This window comes from Asticcacaulis currens (assembly GCF_028550395.1).
GTDB lineage: Bacteria > Pseudomonadota > Alphaproteobacteria > Caulobacterales > Caulobacteraceae > Asticcacaulis > Asticcacaulis currens.
Genome location: NZ_JAQQKW010000001.1, coordinates 627,081 through 643,404, shown reverse-complemented (window position 1 = coordinate 643,404; position 16,324 = coordinate 627,081). Strand labels below are relative to the sequence as shown.

General features: G+C 61.5%; 13 protein-coding genes. 6 read left to right on the top strand and 7 right to left on the bottom strand.

The window, feature by feature from the left end:
* The first annotated feature begins 60 nt into the window (after positions 1-60).
* Positions 61-2,205, top strand: a complete 2,145-nt coding sequence (locus tag PQU94_RS02765; protein ID WP_272739953.1) for an exonuclease domain-containing protein — start codon at positions 61-63, stop codon at positions 2,203-2,205.
* Here the strand turns inward: PQU94_RS02765 and PQU94_RS02760 are convergent.
* Positions 2,192-3,019, bottom strand: a complete 828-nt coding sequence (locus tag PQU94_RS02760) for a class I SAM-dependent methyltransferase (protein ID WP_272739952.1) — start codon at positions 3,017-3,019, stop codon at positions 2,192-2,194. The two genes, PQU94_RS02765 and PQU94_RS02760, sit on opposite strands and share 14 nt — an antisense overlap.
* A gap of 155 nt (positions 3,020-3,174) precedes the next feature.
* Here PQU94_RS02760 and PQU94_RS02755 point away from each other — a divergent pair, with 155 nt between their 5' ends.
* The gene (locus PQU94_RS02755; RefSeq protein ID WP_272739951.1) at positions 3,175-4,314 is read left to right on the top strand and encodes a serine hydrolase domain-containing protein; all 1,140 of its coding nucleotides are present in this window, start codon (positions 3,175-3,177) and stop codon (positions 4,312-4,314) included.
* Positions 4,315-4,372: 58 nt separating this feature from the next.
* On the opposite strand, the gene rarD is transcribed toward PQU94_RS02755, so the two are convergent.
* From rarD to PQU94_RS02740, 3 genes are all read right to left on the bottom strand, one after another.
* On the bottom strand, positions 4,373-5,290 hold the full coding sequence (gene rarD / locus PQU94_RS02750; protein WP_272739950.1) for an EamA family transporter RarD: 918 nt from the start codon (positions 5,288-5,290) through the stop codon (positions 4,373-4,375).
* Positions 5,291-5,424: 134 nt separating this feature from the next.
* Positions 5,425-6,453 carry an aspartate-semialdehyde dehydrogenase gene (locus PQU94_RS02745; protein WP_272739949.1) on the bottom strand — a complete coding sequence of 343 codons (1,029 nt, stop codon included), beginning with the start codon at positions 6,451-6,453 and terminating at the stop codon, positions 5,425-5,427.
* A 173-nt stretch (positions 6,454-6,626) separates the two neighbouring features.
* A complete protein-coding gene (locus PQU94_RS02740) occupies positions 6,627-7,040 on the bottom strand; it encodes a response regulator (protein WP_272739948.1) in 414 nt (137 codons plus the stop codon).
* Positions 7,041-7,198: 158 nt separating this feature from the next.
* Between PQU94_RS02740 and PQU94_RS02735 the strand changes: the two genes are divergently transcribed.
* The 3 genes from PQU94_RS02735 (at position 7,199) to PQU94_RS02725 (ending at position 10,962) form a co-directional block, all read left to right on the top strand.
* Positions 7,199-8,071: an NAD(P)/FAD-dependent oxidoreductase gene (locus tag PQU94_RS02735; RefSeq protein ID WP_272739947.1), complete on the top strand. Its 873-nt coding sequence runs from the start codon at positions 7,199-7,201 to the stop codon at positions 8,069-8,071.
* A gap of 84 nt (positions 8,072-8,155) precedes the next feature.
* Entirely contained in the window at positions 8,156-9,268 is a 1,113-nt protein-coding gene (gene zapE, locus PQU94_RS02730) for a cell division protein ZapE (RefSeq protein ID WP_272739946.1), read from the top strand.
* 230 nt (positions 9,269-9,498) lie between these two features.
* The gene (locus PQU94_RS02725) at positions 9,499-10,962 is read left to right on the top strand and encodes an alkaline phosphatase (RefSeq protein WP_272739945.1); all 1,464 of its coding nucleotides are present in this window, start codon (positions 9,499-9,501) and stop codon (positions 10,960-10,962) included.
* On the opposite strand, the gene PQU94_RS02720 is transcribed toward PQU94_RS02725, so the two are convergent.
* Entirely contained in the window at positions 10,946-11,764 is an 819-nt protein-coding gene (locus PQU94_RS02720; RefSeq protein ID WP_272739944.1) for an HpcH/HpaI aldolase/citrate lyase family protein, read from the bottom strand. The two genes, PQU94_RS02725 and PQU94_RS02720, sit on opposite strands and share 17 nt — an antisense overlap.
* A 191-nt stretch (positions 11,765-11,955) precedes the next feature.
* Between PQU94_RS02720 and PQU94_RS02715 the strand changes: the two genes are divergently transcribed.
* A complete protein-coding gene (locus tag PQU94_RS02715) occupies positions 11,956-12,705 on the top strand; it encodes a Bax inhibitor-1/YccA family protein (protein WP_272739943.1) in 750 nt (249 codons plus the stop codon).
* Between the two features lie 136 nt (positions 12,706-12,841).
* Here PQU94_RS02715 and PQU94_RS02710 read toward each other — a convergent pair whose 3' ends face one another.
* Both PQU94_RS02710 and PQU94_RS02705 read right to left on the bottom strand, forming a co-directional pair.
* A complete protein-coding gene (locus tag PQU94_RS02710) occupies positions 12,842-13,186 on the bottom strand; it encodes a DUF2794 domain-containing protein (protein WP_272739942.1) in 345 nt (114 codons plus the stop codon).
* A gap of 374 nt (positions 13,187-13,560) precedes the next feature.
* On the bottom strand, positions 13,561-16,284 hold the full coding sequence (locus PQU94_RS02705; RefSeq protein WP_272739941.1) for an exo-rhamnogalacturonan lyase family protein: 2,724 nt from the start codon (positions 16,282-16,284) through the stop codon (positions 13,561-13,563).
* Positions 16,285-16,324 lie beyond the last annotated feature (40 nt).

The following is a 16,324-nucleotide window of genomic DNA, read 5'->3' as shown; positions in this document are numbered from 1 at the left end:
AGGCTTGCGCCGCACGACGGGAACATATAAGGAACGTGACAGCGCCTTCAGAGGTCAATCATGTCGCGTTTTCCCGTTCTGCCCCCGACCTATTACCACGCCCATTTCAGCGAAATGCTGGCCTTTGTGCGGGAGGTCTATGCGACGGTGCTGGGCGAAAGCGAGCACGCCTTTATTGCCGCCTTTGAGGGGCTAACCCTTGAAGCCCAGTGCCTATTTATCCGTATGTCGAACCGCAAGCGGCCGGTCTTCAGCGTTGCCGACCTGGTCTATGCGGAAATTAGCGAGATCGAATGGCGGCTGGAGGAGTTGGCGGAGTCTGGCTTCGCGCGTCACGCGTCCGCCGCGGATTATCGGGCCTGGCTCGACACCCTGACGCGCCCCATGCTGGAGCAGATAGCGCGCGACCACGATATCGCTGTGTCGCGCCAATGGTCGAAGGCGCAGGTGGCGCGAGCCGTCGAAGCGGGTCTGCCGTTTGACGATTTTTCCGCCGCTTTTTCGCACACGACGTGGGTGCCGGGGCACCGCGAGACCGTCGCCTTTCTGCTCTACCTCTATTTCGGCAAGCTAAGCGACAATCTGACCGCCTTTACCCTGCGTGATCTCGGCGTTGTGTCGGTGCGGGGACAGGCCGCCTATCAGGCGCGCTTCATCAGCCGCGAGGAAGCGCTGGGCGGCCATGCCTACACGCAGGCCCTGAAGTCTCTGAAAAGTGCGACGCCGGAGGATTATCAGCGACTGGCCGAACAGGCGGGCCTTTTGCCAGAAGCGACGACGCCCTTCGTCGAAGGGCTGCGCGACCGGCTGATGCACGATCTGGGGCGTTTCTTTGAGCGGCAGAAGGACACGGATCAGGCCATTGGCTTTTACGCGCAATCGGGCCTGTTCGAGAGTCAGGAACGCACCATCCGGTTGCTGCACGGGCGGGGCGAGACAGAGCGCGTGCTGGCCCTGCTGGAGTCCATGCTCGACGCCCCGGCGCACGATGAGGCCTTCCTGTTCGCCGACGACTTTTACCGCCGCAAGTTCGGCAAGAAGCGCACCAGTGCGTTTACCGACCTGCTTCGCGACGGCGAAGAGATCAGCGCCGACGACCTCTATCGCGGCCTGCCGGAACTGGCGGCCATCCGCCATTACGAAGCACAGGGCTGGACGGCCTACCACGTCGAAAACGGCCTGTGGCCCGCCCTGTTCGGTCTGCTGTTCTGGGACGAACTGTTCGAGCAGCCCGGATCACTGGCCTCGGAATTCGACTGGATGCCACAGGCCTTGAAAGACAATCGCTTCGCAGCCTTGTTCCCGCACGTCGTGGCCGAGCGTCTGGCCGCGCTGGAAACAGGCCGCAGCTGGCCGCTGATCGCGGCCACCCTCGCCCGCTGTGAAGGCCGTGAGAATGGTGTCTTCGGCTGGTGGCCGGGCTTGGGTGATTTGATGCACGACTTTCTGAACGTTGCGCCGTCCAAAGCGGTGCGCGACATCATTGCCGGCTTGTGCAGCGATTTTCAAAGCTTACGCGACGGCTTTCCCGACCTGCTGCTGATTGGTCCCGACAGCGTCCGATTTATAGAGGTCAAGGCCGAAGGCGATCAGGTGCGCCGACATCAACTGGCGCGGCTCAACCTTTTGCGTCAGGCCGGGTTTGAAGCCGGGATAGTGCGCGTCGCCTTCCGACCCGACCCGGATCAGGTCTATACGGTGGTCGATATCGAAACCACCGGGGGACAGGCGGCCTATGAGCGCGTCACCGAGATCGGCGCGGTGAAAATCCGCAATGGCGAGATCATCGACACCTGGCAGAGCCTCATCAATCCCGAACGCCGCATCCCCGCCTTTATTACCGAACTGACCGGTATCAGCAATGAGATGGTCAGGGACGCGCCACGCTTTGTCGACATCGCCGACGCCTTCGACGCCTTTCTGAAAGGTACGGTCTTCGTCGCCCACAATGTCAATTTCGACTACGGCTTCCTGTCGGCCGAATACAGGCGGCTGGAACGACCTTTCCGCTATCCCAAACTGTGCACCGTCGCCTCAATGCGACGGCACTTTCCGGGGCTGGCGGCCTACGGTCTCGCACCGCTATCGCGTGAATTTGGCATTGAACTAAAAAATCACCATCGCGCCCTGTCGGACGCGATGGCGGCAGCGGAATTGCTGAAAATGGTCAATGAGAAACGGCTGTCTGCCGTTACGGCTTCCTGAATTTCAGCGTCATGCGGTCGGATTCGCCAATCGCGTCAAACGCGGCGCGTTGTTCGGGCGTCAGGGCGGCGTCGCCCTTGCCGCTGTTGCGGATGGGTTTCAGCGTCCACACGCCAAACGGATGGTCGTGATCGTCCTTCGGATTGGCATTGATCTCGCTCTTGCCCACCAGCACGAAGCCTGCCTTTTTTGCGGCGTCGATGACATAGCTTTCCGGCACATAGCCCGTCCCGGCCTTGGGGTCTGAGCCTTCCGTCGCGCGATGCTGTTCGACCGCCAGAATGCCGCCGGGCTTCAGCGCCTTGAACGCGGCTTCCAGATGACGCTCGGTCGCCCCGTCCTGACGGGCCCAGTTGTGGAAGGCGCGCGCGATCAGCACCAGATCGGCCTTACCCGCCGGCAGGGCGTCGAGCGTGGAGGCACTGACCTCACCATAAATCGACTTGTCCGCCACCTCGGCCCAGAAGGCCGCATCATTGGTGTTGTTCATCACGCCCGTGTAGCGCCCCTTGGTCTTATGGGCGTAGGGGGCCAGGATTTCCGTCCACCAGCCTTTGGCACCGGGATAGAATTCGACAATATCGGCGCCGGGCTTGAGACCCCAGAAGGCCAGGGCCTCCGCCGGGTGGCGGTACTGATCGCGCGCCTTGTTTTCCGGCGTGCGCCACGCGCCGTCGATGGCGGCTTTCAGCGCCGCATCCGGGGCCTTGGCGTGGGCTTCGTGATGGTCGTGGCCTTCGTGGGCGAAGGCCTGACCCGACAGGCTTACGGTGAGGGCGGCAGCGGCGGCCAACAGTAAGGGGCGAGCAGACATGGGGCATCTCCTTGAGTGTGAGCGCAAGGGTGCGGCGAATTGTGGCCTTTTTGCGGCAGCGGCCACACGGCTGTTAACGCTATCGTTTGCAGATCGGTTGCCCCGCGAGAGCGCTGCGCCTATAGGTGAACGGCATCTGTTCCGGAGTCACGCCCATGACCGAAATCTTTGGCACCGCCCCCGCCCGCTTCGCCGCTGTCAAGGACCGCTTTGCCCGGAATTTTGCCGAAGGACCGGACGGCCTCAGTGAAAAAGGCGCGCGTTTTACGGTAGTGCAGGCGGATGAGGTCATTCTCGACCTTTGGGGCGGGGTGAAAAACCGCGAAGGCACTGAGCCCTTTACGGACACTACCCTGACGCCGATCTTTTCCTCTACCAAGGCCGTGACCGCCCTGATGATCGCGCGGCTGGTCGATCAGGGGAAGCTCGACTACGCCTATAAGGTTTCGGTGCTGTGGCCGGAGTTTGGCCGTAAGGGCAAGGAGAACATCACGCTGGGGCAACTGATCTCGCATCAGGGCGGCCTATCGGGGTTCAGCCCGCCGATTGACCCCACCACCTGGTTCGATATTCCAGCCCTGCTTGAGGCCCTGTGCGATCAGGCCCCGTTATGGACGCCGGGCGAAGGCTCGGGCTATCATCCCATTACCATCGGCTATCTGCTGGGGGAAATCTTCCGTCGCGCCGACGGGCGCACGCTGGGAACCGCGCTGCGCGAAGACATCGCCACGCCGTTCGGGCTTGACCTGATGATCGGCACGCCGGACGGCGAATTTTCCCGTATCTCGGAAATGTGGAAACCGACGCGCGCCCCGGACCTCGGCCCGCTTGATGCGATCAAACAGGCCGCTTTCCTCGACAAGGGCTCCTCTCCGGCCGGCCGCGGTTCGGCCGACTGGCGACGCATGGAAATCCCGTCGGCCAATGGCCACGCCACGGCGGAGGCTCTGGCCCTGCTGATGCAGGTGGTGGCCAATGGCGGCACGCTGATGGGACAGGCGCTGCTGTCGGAAAAGACGCTGAACGACGCCACCAAGGAGCGTGTTTTCGGGCGCGACCGCGTCCTGCCGTTCGACCTGTCGTGGGGCGCGGGTTTCCTGCGCAATCGTGGCGTCGGCATCTATGGCCCCAATGCCCGCGCCGTCGGTCATTCGGGCTGGGGCGGGTCGTGCGTGATGGCCGACCCAGACAAGCGCCTCAGCATCGCCTATGTGATGAACCGTCAGTCACACTACCTGATCGGCGATCCTCGTCCTGTCGGGCTGATCAATGAGGTGTACGCAGCGCTAAACTAAGCGTCCCCCCTGATATCAGGGGGATACCGACGGAATGGGGGGAGGGGGATCTCCCGCTCTACCCCACCCGCATCTGTCTGGCGCGACGCCACGCCCCAAAGGCAAACACCCCTGCGCCGAACCAGATAAAGGCGAAGGACAGGGCCCGCAACGGCGTGAACAACTCGCCCTGAAACAGGCCGATCATGAAGGCGATGGTCGGGGCCATGAACTGAATAAAGCCCATGGTCGAAAGCGGCAGGCGACGCGCCACGTAGGAAAACAGAAACAGCGGCAGGACCGTCACGGGTCCTGTCAGGGCGAACCAAAAGGCGTGCGACAGGCCGCCGAAGAAGTGCCCCTGCCCCGTCCCTTCGAACCACACCAGATAAATGATCGACGGCACAAACAAGAAGACGCATTCGACAAACAGCCCGGCCAGAGCCGACACGGCCAGTTGCTTGCGGATGATGCCATAGGTGGCAAAGGACAGGGCCAGAGTGAGCGCGATGTAGGGAATGTGGCCCAGAGCCAAAGCCTGAATCCCTACCCCGACGATGGCCAGACCGATGGCCGCCTTGCCCCAGTTATCAAGGCGCTCCTTAAACAGGATCGCCCCCGCCGCCATGTTCAGCAGCGGGTTGAGATAATAGCCCAGCGCCGACTCGATGGTGTGGTGGTTGGTCACGGCCCACACAAAGACGCCCCAGTTAATAGCGATCATCAGCGCCGCTACCAGCAGGGTCAACGCCACCTTCGGTGTGCGGAAGATGGTCAGCACTTCCGGAAATTGTCGGGTGATCATCACCAGTCCGCCCGACCAGATCAGCGCCCATACCGATCGGTGCGCCATGATCTCCAAAGCGCCAGCGCCAAAGTCTTTCATCGGCAGATAGACGAGCGGCGCAAAGCCCCAAACGGCATAGCACAGTATGGCCAGACCGATGGGCGAAGCGAAAAACGAAGGTGACGGGGCCGCGGGCTGTGCGGTGGACATGACATATCCGATCAAAAAGATGTTTCGTGCGAAACAGGACAGGGAATAGAGACGACAGGGCGTGTCAGCAACGAAAAAACCGGCGGAACCCTGGGGGTCCGCCGGTCAAAAGGATCACTTTGCGTTAGTGATCTTTAGGCTGTGACTGGCGTGATAACCCCGCGTTCGTCGAGAAGCTGTGCGATCTGCACGGCATTCAGCGCCGCACCTTTGCGCAGATTGTCCGAGACGCACCAGAAGGCGAGACCGTTCGGCACGGACGGATCGTTGCGCAGGCGCGAAATGAAGGTGTCAAATTCCCCGACACACTCCTTCGGCGTCACGTACCCGCCGTTTTCGCGCTTATCGACCACGGCGATGCCGGGGGCTTCGCGCAGGATTTCGCGTGCCTCAGCCTCATCCAGCGGGTTTTCGAACTCGACATTGATCGATTCGGAGTGACCGACAAACACCGGCACGCGCACGCAGGTGGCGAAGACTTCGATATCGGGGTCGAGAATTTTCTTCGTCTCGACCTTCATCTTCCACTCTTCCTTGGTCTGACCGTCTTCCATGAAGACGTCAATATGCGGAATGACGTTGAAGGCGATGGGCTTGGTGAACTTTTTAGGCTCCGTTTCGCCAAGGCCATAGACGGCCTTGGTCTGATCCCACAGCTCATCCATACCGGCCTTACCGGCCCCGGCCACCGACTGATAGGTCGAGACGACGACGCGCTTGATTCGAGCCGCGTCGTGCAACGGCTTCAGCGCTACCACCATCTGAATGGTCGAGCAGTTGGGGTTGGCGATGATGTTTTTCTTCTTGCAGTCCCAGACGGCGTCCGGGTTCACTTCCGGCACGATCAGCGGCACATCCGGGTCCATGCGCCAGGCCGACGAGTTATCGATAACGATCGGACCTTGCTTGCCGATCTTTTCCGACCATGCCTTCGACACGTCACCACCGGCCGACATCAGCACGATATCGACCTTGGAGAAATCGAACTGCTCAAGGTCTTCGCAACGCAGGGTGCGGTTGGCAAAGCTCACCTCAACGCCCAACGATTTGCGCGACGCCACGGCGTAGATGTCCTTGATCGGAAAATCCACCTCTTCGAGGATGGCAAGCATCTCACGGCCAACAGCGCCGGTGGCGCCGACAACGGCGACACGATAGGTCATCGGAAAACTCCAAAACTGAGTGAGGCTGGCGCAAATAAACAAAAAGGCATCGCGCCGGTGGCGCGTGCCTTATCAGAGAAAGCCAGAAGGGAAAACGTCTTTTTTTCTGTGCCCTCAACTCAGTCAGACTTATGTGAAGCCTGACTGATTTGCTGGTTTCTTTTGAGATTATTTCAGGCGTGCGCCGCCATGCCGCCCGGATAATAGGGCGCTTTCGGCATATGACGGATACGGTCTAGCGCCGACAGAAGGGCCTCGGGCGTGAACGGCTTGGCCAGCACGCCGTCACCGCCGACGGTCTGCCCGGCCTCTCGGACCTGACCGTGTGGATGGCCAGTAAGGAACAGTATCGGCGTCGGGTTCAGGTTGTGCCCCTGTTCAATCTGACGGATTTCGCGCACCGCTTCTATGCCGGACAGTACCGGCAATTCGATATCCATGAGGATGGCGTCGTATTCGGACTCTTCGTAAGCCTCCACCGCCTCGCGTCCATTGGTGGCGAAGTCCACATCCATGCCGCTCGACGTCAGGAGGGTATCGAGCATCCGGCAGACGGTGGAATTGTCATCTACGCAAAGAAGTCTCATAGCGGTTCCTCAAAATTTCGGGACAGGTTCAGCGATGCCTCACGAAAGATGTCCCATTGTTACACACCCTCTATATGGGGGCGGTCGGCGCTTTGGCCAATCGTGTAATTTTCTTGCAAGGCGCTTGCCATCGGGACATCGGAGCGGTTTATGGAAACATGTCCGATCCTGCCACCTCCCCTAGCTCCTCCCTGCCCGCGCTCATTATCGGTGGTGGCCCGGCAGGCTGCGCCTGCGCCTTGTGGCTGCACAAGCTGGGGGTGAACACCTTGCTGATCGAGGCCTCAGACCGGCTGGGCGGGCTGCAAAGACTGAGCCCTTATGAAAACCTTTGGATCCCAGGGGTGCAGGGCCGCACCGGCGAAGCGGTCGCCGCCGCGCTTCACGCCCATATCGTGGCAGGAGGGGTGCCGCATCGGCTGAACACCGCCGTTACCCGCGTTGAAACGGCGGACGGGTTCACGGTCATCACCAAAGACCAGAGCTTCCGCGCCTGTCATCTGGTGCTGGCGACCGGTACCCGACCCGCCGCCGGTCCCTTCCGCCCGTCCCCGAATGTCGCCATCGGTCCGGGGCATCCGATGGAAGCGCTCAGGGTCGAGGGTCAGCGCATCGCCATTCTGGGCGGCGGGGATAATGCCTTCGATCAGGCGCGTTTTGTTCTGCAACGCGGCGCGGCGAAGGTGACGATCTTCAGTCGCTCGCGCTTACGCGCCCAGCCTCTGTTGCAACAGATGATCCCGCAGGCCGACATCCGCATCGGGCCCTATGCGGCAGATCAGGACCGACTGAGCGTCAACGGTGAACCTTTCGACGCCTTCGGGGTAATGTACGGCTTTGAGGCCCATGTGCCGCACGGTCTGTCGGTGTGCAACGCCAAAGGCTATGTCGAGGTCGATCGCCACGGCGAAACGGCCACCCCCGGCCTGTGGGCCTGCGGCGACGTCACAGACTACTGGCATCCCTGCGTCACCACCTCTGCGGCACACGGCATACAGGTCGCCAAACAGATTTCGTTGCGCCTTCAATAACGCGGTTGCAGCATTTTTTAATCGCCCGATCACGCTTCTCTGCTAAGTTGGCGCCAAATCCTCGAAGCCAGCCCTCAGTCCTTCATGCCCGGTGCCGTCAAATCCGCTTATAGAAACCTGGTGAAATCTCGCCAGATTACCGCCGATCCGGGTCAGGCCGAGGCGGTGGAGGCTCTGGCACGGCTGGAACGCACCTTGCGTGACAGCACCGGCTTCTGGCAGGGCCTGTTCGGCGGGGCGCATTGTTATGGCCTGTACCTGTGGGGGCAGCCGGGACGCGGCAAGTCCATGCTGATGGACCTCTTCTACGAGCACGTGGCGTTTGAGCCCAAACGCCGCATCCACTTCCACGCCTTCATGGCCAAGGTGCACGAACTGGTGCAGGTCTGGCGTCAGAGCGATGCGAAGGAACGTCAGTTGGTCTTCGGCACATCGAAGGGCGATGACCCGGTCGCACCGGTGGCCCGACTCATCGCCAAAGAGTCGAAGCTGCTGTGTTTCGATGAGCTTCAGGTCACGGATATTGCCGACGCCATGATTCTCGGGCGGCTGTTTGAGGCCCTGTTCGCGCAGAAGGTGACCATCGTCATCACGTCCAACCGCGCCCCGGAAGCCCTATACAAGAACGGCCTCAACCGCGACCTGTTCGTGCCCTTCATCGACATGATCCGCACCAAAATGACCGTGCACGAAGTCAGGGGCCCAAAGGACTTCCGGCTGGATCGCCTGAGAGGGGCGCGCGTCTATTTCACGCCGGACGATGCGGCGTCCGAAGCGGCCTATGATGCCTTGTGGCGCGACATGGTCGGACCGGGCAAGGCGGTCGCCACCACGCTGAGCGTCAATGAACGCAAGCTGACGCTGAAACGCACCTGTGGCCCGCTGCTGCGCGCCAGCTTTGCCGAACTGTGCGCCGAAAATAACGGACCGGCGGACTATCTGGCCATTGCCGAGCGCTTCACCACCGTCTTTATCGACCACATTCCGCAACTGGGGCCGGAAAAGCGCAATGAAGCGCGCCGCTTCGTCACCCTGATCGACGCGCTTTACGAAGCCAATACCAAGCTGGTCGTTCTGGCCGCTGCCGAACCGGCCGCGCTCTATCCGGCCGGCGATGGCGCGTTCGAATTCGAGCGCACCGTGTCGCGCCTCGAAGAAATGCGCTCGGAAACCTATCTGGAAAAGGTGGCCGACTGACGCCCCCTGAACTTAGAGCGTTTTCGCTCAAGTGGATGCCGGTAAAGCGTGAAAAAACGCGATAAAACAGAAATTTAGAGCGACATTTCGATTCAGAATGAACGAAATGCGCTCAAGGTCAGAGAACGACCTTTTTTCTGTCACCTGACTGTCATCTGCGCCCGCTAGAGGCTAATTTATTATCGGTCCGTCCGCCCGTGGAGGGGCCGTCGCTTTCAGGGGCCTCCGCCATGTCCGTCCGCGTCCTCAGCCTGCTTTTCGCGACACTCAGCCTGCCGCTTTCCGCTATCGCGCAAACCGCGCCTTCTCCCCTTCCCGCCACGCGCGACCTGACGCAGGACGCGGGCTTCAAAGCGCAGAAGGCCGCTATTGATGCCGCCGCCGCCCAGATGCCCAATACGGGCCGCGCCAAGAACGTCATCCTGTTTATCGGTGACGGCATGGGCATCAATTCGGTCACCGCCGGACGCATCATGGCCGGGCAGGTGCGCGGTCAGGACGGGGCCAGCTACGTGTTGTCGTTCGAAGCCCTGCCCTATACGGCCTTCTCCAAGACCTTCTCGGCCAATAATCTGGTTACCGACTCTGCCAACGGTATCTCGGCCATCACCACCGGCGTCAAAACGATCAACGGTGCCATCGGCGTCAATGCGGATGTGAAAAGCAAAAGCTGCGACGGCGTCGAAGCGGCACGCGTCATGACCATCGCCGAACAGGCCAAATTGTCGGGCCGCTCTGCCGGTGCCGTCACCACTTCCGGCATTACGGACGCAACCCCGGTCGGCACCTATGGCCACACCTCGACGCGCAACTGGCGCTCGGACGCCGACCTGCCGCCCGAAGCCGTGGCCGCGGGCTGCACCGATCTGGCGCGGCAACTGGTGCAGGCCCCGGCGGCGCTGCGCCTTGACGTCGCCATGGGTGGCGATCTCGAAGACTTCCTGCCCGTGACCGCTGGCGGCGTACGCAAGGACGGCCGCGACCTTACCGCCGAATGGAAGGCACAGAAAAACGCCGCCGTCCTGACCGGCAAGGCGCAGCTTGAGGCGCTGAACACCAAAACCGCCGGTCCGGTTTTGGGCCTGTTCAGCAAAGGCGACCTGCCCTCGCCGCTCGATAAGCCGCAGGATGTGCCGGGTCTCGATGAGATGACCGCAAAGGCCATCGACCTCCTGTCGCGCAATGACAAGGGCTATTTCCTGCTGGTCGAATCCGCCTCGATCGACAAGTGGCACCACAAGAATGACGCCCACCGCGCCCTGCACGATGTCGATGAACTGGCCAAGGCGGTGAGCATCGCCTTGGCCAAGACCGACCCCAGCGACACGCTGATCCTGATTACCGCCGACCACAGCCACGGCCTGACCCTGTCTGGCTATGCACCGCGCGACGGGCGCATCGACGGCGTGTCGGGTCAGGGCGACAAGGCCTATCCGCTGCTCAGCTACGCCACCGGCCCGGGCGGCGAGCACCCGCACACGGGCGGCTATACGGCTGAGGAGACCGAGGCGCTGGGCTTCACCAATCCGGCCCTCTTCGGCATGTCGAGCGCGGCGCACGGCGGTGAGGACGTGCCGGTCTATGCGCGCGGCCCGCAGGCCTATCTGGTGCGTTCGACCGTGGATTCGACCTATCTCTATCAGGTCATGGCCCGCGCCCTGTTCGGGGCGGAGACGCCTAAGACAAAGCCGTAGCCGCCAACCACCGCTGCGCCGTGGCGAGGTGCATCCGCTCGACCATCTCGCCATTGACCGACACCACACCGCGGTCGGCGTTTTCGGGCTGCGCAAAGGCCGCCACCACGGCGCGGGCCCAGTCGAGCTGCGCCGCCGTCGCCGCAAACACCGCATTGGCGACGGCGATCTGCGCCGGATGAATCAGCGTCTTGCCGTCAAAGCCCAGCCCGCGGCCATTTTCGCATTCGCGCCGCAGTCCCTCCTCATCGCGGAAGGCATTATAGACCCCGTCGATGACGCTGAGGCCAAAGGCGCGGCCATGCAGAACGATGTGGGACAGGGCCAGTTGCAACTCCGTGCGTTCAGGCGTTGCCGAGACGCGCAGATCAGCGCGCAGATCATTCGGCCCGGCGATCAGGCCCTGAAGGCCGGGTGCCGTACAGATCTCACGCAGGTTCAGCACGCCCTTCGCCGTCTCGATCATCGCCCAGACCGGCGCTTCATAGCCATGCAGATGCACCGGCAAACCCACCTTGGGCACGGCATAGCCGTGCAGCCCGTGCCCGACAAATCGCGTCAGGGCCTGCAAAATCGGCGTCTTTAGCTCCGGATCGACGCGCACCAGAACCACCGGCGCAACAAATCCACCGGCCTCAAGGGCGCGAACCACGCGCTTCAGCGCCTCGGCTTTCTCCGCCACACCAGCAGAGTCCTCCAGATCGAGGATCAGGGCGTCGGCCGCCAGCGTCGCGACTTTTGACATCGCCTTGTCATTGGCGGCGGGGACGAACAGGACGGAACGGAGCGGCAAATGCATCATGGTTTTATTTTACCTCCATACGACCAAGTCTCCAACACGGGAAAACCACAAACCTTTGCAAGACTGTGTGAAGGGTTGCGGACCAACTAAATCGGTTGCACGCGGCTCAGGGGGCGCACGCCTCCCTTGTCAGACTGTGGTTTTAGGACCATATTAAGGGCTAAGCGAAAGGCTTTTCCACAGGGAATACCATGCAATTCGAAGATACCTACTCGGTTTCGACCCCCTCCGCCAGCGATATGGCAAGGGACCAGGGCCTCAAAAAGTTTCTGCTCGGCATCTATCAGAAGATGGCACTCGGCCTCGTCGTAACGGCGGCCATTGCCTACGCCGTGGCCAATACGCCCGCCATCCTGCAACTGCTGTACAAGACCGATGGCCAGTACATCACCGGCTACACTATGCTCGGTTACGTGTTCCTGTTTGCACCGCTGGGCCTGAGCCTCATCTCCGGCGTGTTCATGCGGGAACTGAACGCCGCCAAGGCGGGGGGCTTCTACTGGTTGTTCGTGGCCGTCATGGGCGTGTCGCTCTCGTCCATCGCCATCCTCTATACCGGTACCTCCATCGCGCAGATGTTCCTGATCACGGCTATCGCCTTCGGCGGCCTGTCGCTGATCGGTTACACCACCAAGGTCAATATGACCGGCTGGGGCACCTTCCTGTATATGGCGGTGCTCGGCATGATCGGGGTGAGCCTGCTCAACGTCTTCCTGTTCAAGTCGCCCATGATGGAAGTGGTCATCTCGGCCATTGGCGTTCTGGTCTTCTCTGGCCTGATCGCCTTCCAGACTCAGTCGCTCAAGCTAATGTATTATGACATGGGCGGCGCTTCGCAGAACCGTCTGGCGGCCATGACCTATATCGGCGCTCTGGGCCTTTACATCAACTTCATCAACCTGTTCCTCAGCCTGCTGCGCCTGTTTGGCAACCGCAACTAAATGAGGCTCAGGCCTGAACCTGAAACCCCGTCGGAGCATTCCGGCGGGGTTTTTGTTTGGTCAAAAGCGACGGGGGTAAGGACGGATCAAGCGCGCAATATTCGTGCCTTTTCGTGTTTTTCGTGGCGAAACATCCTTACCCGATCACATCCAGCTTGGTCTTGTCGAGCACGCTCAACACCGGCTCCAGTTCGCGCCCGCGTTTGAGCACCATGCCGTTCTGATTGAACACGGCAAACGCCCCCTGTTTGCGCGCAAGCGACGGGCGTTTTTCGATGCGATAGACGGGAGCCTCACCGCTACGACGGAAGATGTTGAAAGCCACCACATCGGGCAGGCTATCTATGCCATAATCGCGCCAGTCTCCCGACGCCACCTTACGCCCATACAGTCTGAGAATCAGCTCCAGTTCCCGCCGTTCAAAAAAGACCGGCCCTTTCGGCGCGGCGACAAACCCTGTGCCCTGATCCTGAAAGCTCATGCGGCGAACCTCTCATCAATCCCGGTTCATACTCGCCTGATCCTGTGAAAAGACAAGAGGCTTGACGCCTGTCGTCACAACCGGGTCCATGCAAACGGTGGCATCACGATCACGTTTCCCAAAGAAATGAACCCACCCCAAAATGACCTCATTTCAGCCGTTTAGGCGCCTATATTGGCCTATACAAGATGAGTGTCGGCCGGATCGGTTCGTCGGGTCCACCCCCTGAACAGCCCCCCAGCCCAGGACCTGACCGCCAGTTTATGGCAGTTCCCCTCCGGCCGACATGCCATCTTTGTCCCCCCCCCGAAGATGAAGCAAAAACGCACCGCCCCCTCCCCGGCCGGTGCGTTTTTTTATGCTGGCTTCTGTCTCTACAAAAGTCCGGCGGTTTTCGCCGCCTCGTCCAGACTGTCGCCGATCAGGGCGAGATTCTGAATGGCCGACAATCCCCACTGCGCCGTGCCGTTAGTCGAGAGCGTTGGGTCTTCGTCCAGCGGACGCAGGACAGCCGGACCTTCGATATGCTGGGTGCGGCGGTTCAACCCACCATCAGATTCGCGCCCTTCATTGCCGAAGAACTCGCTCCATGCCCGCAGCGCCAAAGCCTTGTCCTTTTCATGGAAGGCGGCAAAAGCCGTCAGGCGCGAGTGGGCATCGCGCAGATTGCGCCCGCCCGGGTCCTTGCCCAGAAGCGCCACGATCTCGGCCTTCGGCGCATTGTAGTAGCGGCAATATTCCAGCCACGCCTTGCGATAAGCGGGCACATCAACCAGCTCCCACAGCTCGGACGTCATTTCGACCACACCGAAGACGGCATTGAGGTGTGAGACGCTGATGTAATCGCCGTCGCCGAGGAACTTACCGGTCTTCAGGTCATAGGGCGCTTCGCCGGCGAACCAGCGTCGTTTGAGGCCAGCAATGGTGGTCATGCCGTTGACGATACGGTCGCGCCAGCGCGTATCCTGCGTGCGCTCCCATTCGGTCAGCCACGCGCCCAGAAACGCGCCCCATGACGTCCCGAAGCCGGAGGCCACGACGCCCTTCGGACGCTCGCGCCCCGGTGCAGGCGGAAGCTTGCGCGAAATATCGACATTTTCCAGCGCATAGTCGGAATCGACCAGATCACGCATCAGGTCACCGACGCGCTCATCGGCCGTCAGGTAATAGTAGATGCGGCGATAGGCGACATTCGACACGCGCGGCTGCTTGGACGAATCCGACCACGGCTGCACGCCATGGCGCGTGCCAAAGCCTTTGAAGCGACCGAGGTGATAGACATCGACCTCGCCCGTCTGCCGCGTCATGGCCTCGGCAAACTTAAACACGTCGGCGCGGCCCGTACGAAGATAGCTGTACCAGACCCACAGATCGGTCGAGAGTTCAGAATTGTCCCAGGCATAACCGCCAATGTCATAGCGCCACATGTGACGCTCCGCATCGTAGGTGTGCATCACATCGCCATAGGTCCAGAAGCCGTACCAGCGGCGCTGATCGACCTCCTTCATGTAGTAGTCGATCTGATAGGTCAGGCGGTCTTCGAGGATTTTGCGCGCCGGCGTCGATGAATTGGCCACGTCCCAGTCGCCAAAGACGCCGCATGAGTGGATGCGTTCCGGCGAAAGCACCAGACGCGCCGGATTGGCGACTTGCTCGGCCATATCCGAGAACACCTGATGCGAGGGCGTTGCCCCCAGCACCCACAGGTTCAGTTCTGAAGTCCGCGCCACGCCGGTCGCCGTGTCCCAGCCCTTTTCGTAGTCCTCATAGGTGATGTTGAGGCCTTCGATCTCTTCCGGATGCGTGTCCATGCCGTCAGCCGAGCGATAGGGACGCACATCCATGGCCGGGGCGTCCGGCGACCACAGCCACGCGGTGATCTCGGCCATCTCCGTATGGGCATTGCGCACATCAAGCTGCGTCGGCGAGCGCTGCCAGAAGTCCTTGAAGCCCAGCGCCACGCCGCCGCTCGCGCCACCGACATAGGCCAGCCCCTTGCTGCGCGTCCCGGCATTGGAGTCGATCCAGGCGTGACCCGCCCGCGTGCGCTTTTTGATGGTGTAGCCATCGGGCGTCAGTTGCGACAGGGTGAAATCACCCCACTCGGGTATCCATTTCAAACCGTCCTGCACCGGCTTGGCCATGTCGGCGACGGCCACGGCCTTGCCTTCGACCTGAGCAATGCCCAGCCCCTTGCCCACAGTGCGGCGCAGACCGGTCAGCGGACGCACCGCCTCACCCCACACACCCACCCCGTCGCCGGTCAGGCGGATATGGCGGTTGTGCGTCTCTTCGGTCATCGGGGTTTTGGCGGTGACGCCTAGGCCTCGGATAAAGTCCTTAAAAGGGTCACCGTCATAGATGAAGGAGTGCACGATGCGCACGCTTTCGGAACCGGCATAGAAATAGAGCCGCACCGAAAAGGGCAGCCAGTCGCGACCATTCCCCGAATGCACGCCCTCGATCTTGAGCACCGCGCGCACTGGCCCCGTCTGCTCGACCGTGACCTTGCTGATCTTGCTGGTGAAATTTTGCTGGCTGACGCTGCCCGTGGCGTCGAGATCGGGCGCATTCTGCCGCAAGGCGACCAGCTTCATCTCCTTGAGCGTTAGGCGGCCAGCACGGGTGGCGGTGGCGATCAGATGCTCCCCCGAAGTCGGCACCACCCACATCAGATCACCGGAGGTGACAGTCACGGCGGTCGCCTCTTGTTTGACGCTGACGGCTTTGGCGGGTGTGGTGGCCTTGCCCGGCACTAGCGATAGGCCGGCGGGTTTGGTCCCGGCCGGCACCGCGTGCGCCGTCCATTTCAGCGAACCGTCAGGCCAATAGGCCAGTGGCCACGACTGCACAGGCACCTCACCCAGCTTGAACTCCGGCACCTTGCCCTTGGCAGGCTTCACTGTACCGCGCGGCCACGGCACCCCCAGCGTCGCCCCTTCAAAAGCCGCCGGTGTTCCGTCGAGCCATTTGAGATCGGTCGAAGCGACCGGACGGACCTTCGCCGGGGCCGCCGCCCTAGCCACCGTAGTCAGAGCGCTCAGGGCCGATAAAGCCACCGCGGATTGCAGAAGATGGCGACGAGAGAGAGTGTTCATGGTTCCCAGCCCTTAATTTGTAATCAGCGACTTGAACGGT